The organism is Mesorhizobium sp. M7A.F.Ca.AU.001.01.1.1, from assembly GCF_004022735.1.
Taxonomy (GTDB): Bacteria; Pseudomonadota; Alphaproteobacteria; order Rhizobiales; family Rhizobiaceae; genus Mesorhizobium; species Mesorhizobium ciceri.
Genome location: NZ_RZPF01000246.1, coordinates 1 through 8,095, shown reverse-complemented (window position 1 = coordinate 8,095; position 8,095 = coordinate 1). Strand labels below are relative to the sequence as shown.

The following is an 8,095-nucleotide window of genomic DNA, read 5'->3' as shown; positions in this document are numbered from 1 at the left end:
CCATTCGATGGCTTCCAGCTCTATGGCACCTATTCCGAAGGCTACCGGGCGCCGGGTCTGCAGGATGTCTTCCGTGGCGGCGGCGCGCATGGCGGCGGTGATACATATCGGCCCAATCTTCTGCTGCAGCCCGAGACGGCAAAGAACTGGGAGGCCGGCGTCAACGTGAAATATGACGATGTGCTGACGGCGGGTGATCGGCTGCGCGCCAAGGTCAACGTTTTCCACACTGACGTCGAGGATTACATCGACGTCGACCTCACCGTGCTGCCGCGCACGGCAATCAACATCGGCGACGCACGCCTGAAGGGCGTAGAGGCCGAGATGGTTTATGATTATGGCTGGGGTTTCGTGAACCTCTCCGGCGCGCTGATCGACGCCAAGGTCGTCAGCGGCGTCTATTCCGGCCAGGCGTTGAACAACACGCCGCTCGACCGCTTCTCGGCCACGATCGGCTTCCGCATGCTGGAGGACCAGCTCACCGTCGGCGCGCAATATCTCAGCGTCGGCAAGATCACCCGCACCAGCCGCACCAATCCCAACGCCGTGCCGGTCGTCGATGACGGTTTCGATCTGGTCAATGTCTTCGCCAACTGGCGCGTCAACGACAACCTCAAGCTCGATTTCGGCGTCGATAACATCTTCAACACCGCCTACACCGATCCGCAAAGCGCATGGTCGACCTCGGCGGCAACAGAACAGGGCAAGGGCCGCACCTTCAAGGTGGGCCTCACCGGCAGGATCGGAGGCTGACAATGAACGAAGCATCGGTGCGTGAACTGGCCTGCGAGGCACGGCTCAACCTGCGGCGTCTGCCGGACTACATGGACAGCATCTCCGACAGGCTGCGGAGCTTCGAGGCCGATGCTTCGCATCAGGGACAGCGCATCGATTTCCGCTTTGCCTTCGGCGGCGCCTCGTTCGACATGGAGCGGCTGGTGATGCGGGCCAATGCTGCCGACCGCGACGGGCTCGCCCGTATCAAGGACCTGCTCGCCACAGCCGTACAGGTCTACGCCAAGGAGGAAAACCCCGAGATCGTCTGGACCGGCGATCTCTCAGGCGAAACCAGCCTCGCCCAGTTCCGCGAGATGGTGGTGACCGATGTTCGCGACCTCACTCCGAATATGCGCCGCATTCGTCTGACCGGCGAGAACCTCTCGCGCTTCGCCAAGTTCGGCGGCATGCATATCCGCATGCTGTTTCCGACCAGGGACGTCCCCGATCCGCTGTGGCCGGTGCTGGGCGGCAATGGCTTACCGGTCTGGCCCACCGACGACCGGCGCCCAGTGGCGCGCGTCTACACCATCCGCGCGCTCGACGTGGAAAAGGGCATCATCGATGTCGACTTCCTGATCCATCCCGGCGAGAGCGTCGGCTCCGCCTGGGCCATGCAGGCCGCGCCCAGCATGAAGGTTGGCATCATGGGCCCGGTCGGCCGTCCGGTGCGGCAGGCAGAATGGTACGTCATGGGCGCCGACGAAACCGGCTTGCCGGCGCTGGCTCGGCTGCTGGAGACGCTACCGGCCGGGACAAAAGGCGTCGCCTTCGTCGAGATCGCCAATGATGGTGAAAGACAAGCGATCAACAATGGCACGGGCATCGAGGTTCATTGGCTGACACGGGATGGCGTGGCGGCGGGCGAGGACAGACTGCTGGCCGAGGCTGTCCGCTCGGTGGCGTGGCCGCAGGACGGTTCGGCCTTCGGCTGGTTCGCGGCGGAAGCCGCTGCCGCCAAGATCGTGCGCGAATGTTGGCGCGACACGCTGGGGCTTGGTCGCGATCAAACGCTGGCGGCGGCCTATTGGCGGCGTGGCTCTGCCGGATTGATGGCGGGGTGAACTCTGATGATCGGCCCGCGGTCTTTGCCGATGCCGATATCAATTTGATCACCGGAGACAAGGTTCGAAATATCGCACACCACCAGCGGCATGCGGATGTCATAAAGAAATTCGGCAACGATGGCACCGACCGCCAGGATCGGGTCCGGCCGCTCCAGAAGAATACCGGCCGGCGCCGTGCCCCTGCGGATCGCCTCGGCCAGGACCGAGGATGAAGACGACGAGCCGCGCCCGCTCGGCATGACCAAAATCCTGCCAGCGACATTTCGGCCGAGGCCGGGGTGCGAATGGTCTGTTATCTCGCCGGTCTCGGCATCGATACCGCCCCAGAAGCTGAGCGGTTGCGAAAACACCAGCGCCTGACCCTCAGCGTCACCGGCCAGCTGGAAAGTGCCGGTTCGTTCCACCGGTCGCGTCATGACGCGCTCCGCACAACATGCCCGGCCGCAGCAGAGCGGATGCAATCCCGCATCTCGGCGAAGGCGACGGACACACCGATATTGCCGGGTGCGTAGTGCGCCCATTTGCCGGAATTGGTCATCACCACGCCATCGAGGCGTTCCAGGATCGATGTGACATAGGTGCAGGTATCGGCGACCGGGATCAGGCCGAACGCCTCCATACCGGCCAGCGCGCCCTCCTCCTGCAATCGCGTCAGCGTCGCGCGGCCGGTGTTGACATAGATCGGAATGCGCCTACCCGGTGCTGCCTCGCGCAGCAACGGCAACAGTCGCATCCATTCCTCATGCGAAAAATGCGGCGTGCCGAGCGACACGGCCGCCAGCGGCGCGCCATCGGGCACGGTCGATAGCCTGGCCAGCGCATGATCGATGTCGGCGCGGCTGATGCGGATCGTCTCGTCAGGCGCATGACCCTGGAACGCCTCGTCGAGCGTCATCGCTTCCGGCGTGATGCCGACCGCATGGAACAGCGCCACAGCACCCGTCGTTGCCGCCGCCGCGCCCAACGCCTTCAGCTGGTCCTCGTCGCGCGGTTGCGGCAGGCCGGCAATCACCGGAATGCGGTCGCCGCTCGCCTGCCCGATGACAAGTCCGATGCCGACGAACAGGCTGTCGCTCGGCTCGGGGTCGGCAAAGGCCAGTTCGAACAAGATCCGGCCGCGCCGGTTCTCGCTCAGATGCAGACCCCAGGCCGGCGCGCGCCCGGTCATGGCGCAGCACAGATCGATGAAATCGCCATAGCGGTTGGTGCGCGCGCCAATCACCGAATTGGCAAAGACGATGGCGTTGGACTCACCCCAGGCGATCTGCTGCCCAAAGCTCGGCCGGAAGCGCGTCTGGTAGGGCGCGCAGGTGAATGTCGCCTGGCAGCCGAGCTCCATATGCGCCTTCATCAACCGTCGCGCCGGCACCTCTTCGGCCGCCGGCAATTTCACCATGCCGGGATGGATGAGATCGAACGACCCGACATTCAGCGTCGTCGGCACCTGCACGCGGCCGCCACCTTCGACCAGCCGCTCGACGAAATCGAGACCGGCCTTGCCATGGTAGAGACAACCATCGATATGCGCGCCGGCAATGTCGAGCAGACGACCTGCCCCGATCGCATTGGAAAAGGCGACCAGGATTTTCATGGCAGCAGCCGCTGACAGGCCATGCTCGCCGTCGAGCATGGATCGGTCGCGTGCAGTCAGTTCCAGGGTCATCGGTATGCTCCGGGTCGTGCCCGTCTATGCTGTCCCTGATTGCGGACGGTCTGGCAAGACCCGGTGAGGATCAGTTCGCCGCGATCAACACCGTGCTTTCAGGCGACCAGCGCAGCACGACATCCTGACCTTCTGCCAGCCGTTCCATGCCGGTATTCTGCACAATCACTTTCAACGTCTGACCAGCACGCTCGACGAAATAGGTGCTGTTGCTGCCGGCGAAGATGCGCTTGGAAACCTGTCCCTTGAGCATGTTGGCGTTGCCATCCGGTGCTCCGGCATCCCTGGCGATGCGGATGCGTTCGGGCCGCACGGCACAGCTCGCCTTGGCGCCGGCGGCAAGCTTGGCACCCACACCAGCGGCAATCGCCGTTCCGTCCGCCAGCCGGATGCCATCGCCCGTGCTGTCGCCGCGAAAAATGTTGGCGTCGCCGAGGAAGGTGGCGGCGAACTCGCTCTTCGGCCTGTTATAGATCTCCTCCGGCGGCCCCTCCTGCACCAGCCTGCCGTCGCGCAATATGCCGATGCGGTCGCTCATCGTCAGCGCTTCTGCCTGGTCGTGCGTGACGAAGATGGTGGTGATGCCGATCTCGCGCTGGATGCGCTTGAGCTCGATCTGCATATCGACGCGCAGCGCCTTGTCGAGCGCGCCGAGCGGCTCGTCGAGCAAAAGCACGCGCGGCTTGGTGACGATAGCGCGGGCGAGAGCCACACGCTGCCGCTGCCCGCCGGAGAGTTGGTGCGGCCGGCGGCCACCAAGCTTGCCGAGCTGCACCAGATCGAGCGCGCGCTGCACCTCCGTTGCAATCACCGCCTTGGCCTCGCCGCGCACCGACAGGCCGAAGGCGACATTGTCGGCGACGCTCATATTGGGAAACAGCGCATAGTTCTGGAACACCATGCCGATGCGCCGCTTTTCGACCGGCACCCGCTCGACGCTCTCGCCGCCGATGGTGATGCGGCCCGAATCGGGAAAATCGAAACCGGCAATCTGGCGCAGCAGCGTGGTCTTGCCGCTGCCCGACGGCCCCAGCAGCGCATAGAACCCGCCATCGGCGAAATCGATGGAGACATTGTCCAGCGCCTTGTGTGCGCCGAAACTGCGCGAGACATCAGATACCTGCACGCCGGCCATTATTTCTCTCCGCCGAATTTGAAGAACCGCGCCGTGAGCAGCATCAGCGCCATCGACACGACAATGATGATCGTCGAGACCGCATTGATCTCGGGCGTGAATCCTTTGCGGATCGCGGCGTAGATTTCCACCGGCAGCGTCGTCTGCCCAGGCGTCGCCAGGAAATAGGACACCACGAACTGGTCGAACGACACTGCAAACGCAAACAGCCCTCCGGCAATAACGCCTGGCATGATCCAAGGCAGCGTGACGCGCCTCGTTACCTGCCACTGGTTGGCGCCGAGCGAGCGTGCCGCCTCTTCCAGCTCCGGCGCGAAGGTCTGCAGCCGGGCCGAGACGACGACGATGACATAGGGCAGCGCCAGTGCGACATGGCCAAGCAGGATCGCATGCAGCCCGCGACCGATGCCGACGCCGAAAAAGAAGATCAGCATCGCCGTGCCGGTGATCAGCCACGGAATGGCGATCGGCGGAAACAACAGCGCCTGCAGGAATTTCTTGCCGCGAAACTCATAGCGATAGAGCGCCAGCGATGCCGCCGAGCCGAGCACGACACAGATGACGGTGGTGATGACGGCGATCTCGACGCTGTTCCAGGTGGCGGCGATCAGCTGGTCGTTCTGCCACAGCGAAGCGTACCATTCGGTCGTCCATTCGAACGGCAATTGGTAGAAGGGCGAGACGTTGAACGACATCAGCGCCATGATGATGATCGGCAGATAGAGGAGGGCGAGCAGCAGACCGATGTAGAAGCGGCCAAGCCATTCGAGGACGCGGGTCGTCGCCATCACGCGGCCCTCCGCAGCACCGGCGACGCCACCGCCAGGATGACCAGCACCACGGCCAGCAGGATGAAAGAAAGCGCGGCACCGAGCGGCCAGTTGAACACGGCGACGAACTGGTCCTCGATGACCGTGCCGTAGAAGGTGCCGGTGCGACCGCCGAGGATGCGCGGCTCCATGAACGAGCCGACGACGGGGACGAAGATCAGGGCCGCACCCGCGACCAATCCGGGCATCGACAGCGGGATGATCACCCGCTTCAGCACCTGTAGCCGTGAAGCGCCAAGCGAACGCCCGGCCTCAATCAGGGAGTCATCGATCGCCTGCAGCGTGAGATAGCAGGTCAGCACCATGTAAGGCACGTAGGAATGCACCAGCCCGATGATGACGGCTGGATAGGAATACATCAGGTCGATGTTGATCTTGAACGGCAGCACGGCGTTGAGCGCGGTGTCGAGAATGCCGCCCTCGCGCAAAACCATCGCCCAGGAAAAGATGCGCACCAGCCCGTTCGACCAGAACGGCAAGATGACGAGCAGGAAGATCGCCTCGCGGCTGCGCCCCTTCAGCACTTTGGCGAGCACGTAAGCGGCGGGATAGCCGATGACGACGCACCACAGCGTCACTTCGAGGCCAAGCCGCAGTGAGGCCAGCAGCAGTGTCAGATAGAGGCTTTGCGAGAAGAAGGTGGCATAGTTGCCAAGGGTGAATGTCCACGGCTTTCCCGACAGCGGCAGCTCGGTCATGAACGAGAAAAAGACCATGGCCGAGAGCGGCAGGAAGATCGCCACCGTCAGCCAGAGATAGGCTGGCGCCAGCAGCGGCAATGCCGATCTCAGCCCGCTTCGCGACGCTGTCGCAGCTGCCATGATACCCTCCCCCAGGATTGAAACGCCAGCCGGCGCGAACCGCCGGCTGGCCGGGATGTTGGCTCTATTTCACGTCGACCTTCAACTGCTGCCACAGCGCCAGATAGGCTTCGCGCTGGGCATCGGTGATCGGCGCCTGGAACTGGATGCGTTTGGCCACCTCGGGGTCGCCCATGACCTTGCGGTTGAAGGCATCCTCGGGCAGCGCTTCCACCGCCTTGGTGTTGGCGGAGACAGGAGCACCGACCTTGGTGACCCATTCGACGTAGAATTTCGGGTCGATCATGTAGTTGATGAAAGCCTCGGCGCCGGCGACGTTCTTGGCGCCGACCGGAATGGAAAACGCGTCGAGCCAGGCGACGGCACCCTCCTGCGGCACGACCAGAGAGACCGGCAATTTGAAATGCGTCTTGGCGCGATCGGCCGAGCCGCTCCAGTAGGTGCCGATGTCGATCTGGTTGGAGGCGACCATCTGGTTCCAGTCGTTCTCCGAACTCCAGAAGGTCTTGATCTGCGGCATCAACGAGGTGAGCTTCGCCTTGACCGCATCCATATCCTTGATGTCGTTGATGTTCTGGCCCGTTGCGATGGCGCCGAACTGCACCGCTTCGACGGCATCGTCGCGAATGACGACGCGGCCCTTATGGGCGGCATCCCACATCTCGGCGATGCTCGTCGGCGGCTTGTCGAAGGATTTGTCGTTAATGGCGAGCGCGGTGAGGCCCCACACCCACGGCACGCCATAGACCTTGCCGTCATGGACGAGCATCGGCGATCCCGCCTTGTCCTTGCTGATGTCGGCGTAGTTCGGCAATTTGGAGACGTCGATCGGCTGGATCAGTTTGCCGTCCATCGCCTGGTCGTTGAAGGCGGCATTGATCATGACCACGTCGTAGAGGCCGGGATTGGTCCGGATCTTGGTCAGCATTTCCTGTTCGGAATTGAAGAAGTCGTTGACGACCTTGTTGCCGGTCGCTTTTTCGAAAGCCTCCACCGCCCATGGTTCGTCGGCGCCGTATCCCTTCCAGTTGAGCACATGCACTTCGTCAGCCTTGGCAGCGAACGCGAGTGCGGAGGTAAAGACGGCGGTCGCCGTCAGCAGAGCAGTCAAGTCAGGCATGCGCATGGTTGGTTCCTCTCTGTGGGTTTGCCCGGTTCCCGGGCTTGTCAGGCTTTCCAGCTGTTATGCATTGGCCTTCTGTGTCCGGCCTGCTCCCGACGGGTCGGCGGCATGGCTCAGGAATGTCTGGATTTGGTGGTCGGTCGGCGCCGACGAGCCGCCATGGCGGGTGACCGATATGGCCGCTGCCGCATTGGCATAGCGCGCTGCCTCGAAGGGCGGGATGCCGTGCGCCAGCGCGCTGACGAAAGCACCGATATGGGTGTCGCCGGCGCCATTGGTGTCGATGGCGGTGACTTTGAAGCCGGCAACGGTCTGCGCCGTGCCGTCGGCCAACCTGATATGGCAACCCTTTGCCCCGGAGCGGATGACCACGCCCGCTGCTTTCGGGCAGTGGTCGCCCAGCAGCCGTACCGCGAGGCCCTCGACATCGCCTGGGCCGGCAATCTCGGCGGCTTCCGTCGTGTTGCAGCTCAGCCATGTGGTGCGGGCAAGCACCCGCGACAGGATGGGACGCGGAATGTCCGTGATGACCGGCGTCGGGTCGAAGACGAAGGGAATACCTGCCGGCAGCGCCTCGATCCAATCAGTGAGCGCATCGCGACTCTTAGGGTAGCTCAGCGTGTAGCCGGAGGTGAACACCCAGTCTCCCGGCGCCACCGCGACCGGCGCCATCATGTCG

The 8,095-nt window shown here is 63.6% G+C and carries 9 protein-coding genes; 2 read left to right on the top strand and 7 right to left on the bottom strand.

The genetic code is table 11. From position 1 onward, the window contains the following. Together EN884_RS16705 and EN884_RS16700 are read left to right on the top strand one after the other, a co-directional pair. On the top strand, positions 1–753 hold a 753-nt coding region (locus tag EN884_RS16705; RefSeq protein WP_128360636.1), incomplete at its 5' end, for a TonB-dependent receptor. A gap of 2 nt (positions 754–755) precedes the next feature. Further along, positions 756–1,841 carry a siderophore-interacting protein gene (locus EN884_RS16700; RefSeq protein ID WP_063168547.1) on the top strand — a complete coding sequence of 362 codons (1,086 nt, stop codon included), beginning with the start codon at positions 756–758 and terminating at the stop codon, positions 1,839–1,841. Here the strand turns inward: EN884_RS16700 and EN884_RS16695 are convergent. From EN884_RS16695 to EN884_RS16665, 7 genes are all read right to left on the bottom strand, one after another. After that, on the bottom strand, positions 1,802–2,260 hold the full coding sequence (locus EN884_RS16695; RefSeq protein ID WP_013530810.1) for a DUF126 domain-containing protein: 459 nt from the start codon (positions 2,258–2,260) through the stop codon (positions 1,802–1,804). The genes EN884_RS16700 and EN884_RS16695 overlap by 40 nt on opposite strands. Beyond that, positions 2,257–3,507: an aconitase X gene (locus tag EN884_RS16690; RefSeq protein WP_063168548.1), complete on the bottom strand. Its 1,251-nt coding sequence runs from the start codon at positions 3,505–3,507 to the stop codon at positions 2,257–2,259. Before EN884_RS16690 ends, EN884_RS16695 begins: the two co-directional genes overlap by 4 nt. 70 nt (positions 3,508–3,577) lie before the next feature. Further along, positions 3,578–4,642: an ABC transporter ATP-binding protein gene (locus EN884_RS16685; RefSeq protein ID WP_128360635.1), complete on the bottom strand. Its 1,065-nt coding sequence runs from the start codon at positions 4,640–4,642 to the stop codon at positions 3,578–3,580. Next, positions 4,642–5,430: an ABC transporter permease gene (locus EN884_RS16680; RefSeq protein ID WP_063168550.1), complete on the bottom strand. Its 789-nt coding sequence runs from the start codon at positions 5,428–5,430 to the stop codon at positions 4,642–4,644. Before EN884_RS16680 ends, EN884_RS16685 begins: the two co-directional genes overlap by 1 nt. Next, positions 5,430–6,293: an ABC transporter permease gene (locus tag EN884_RS16675; protein WP_013530806.1), complete on the bottom strand. Its 864-nt coding sequence runs from the start codon at positions 6,291–6,293 to the stop codon at positions 5,430–5,432. Before EN884_RS16675 ends, EN884_RS16680 begins: the two co-directional genes overlap by 1 nt. Positions 6,294–6,357: 64 nt before the next feature. Beyond that, the gene (locus tag EN884_RS16670) at positions 6,358–7,419 is read right to left on the bottom strand and encodes an ABC transporter substrate-binding protein (RefSeq protein WP_013530805.1); all 1,062 of its coding nucleotides are present in this window, start codon (positions 7,417–7,419) and stop codon (positions 6,358–6,360) included. Between the two features lie 57 nt (positions 7,420–7,476). Beyond that, positions 7,477–8,095 (bottom strand): PfkB family carbohydrate kinase (locus EN884_RS16665; RefSeq protein WP_245491939.1); only part of this gene is annotated, 619 nt, incomplete at its 5' end.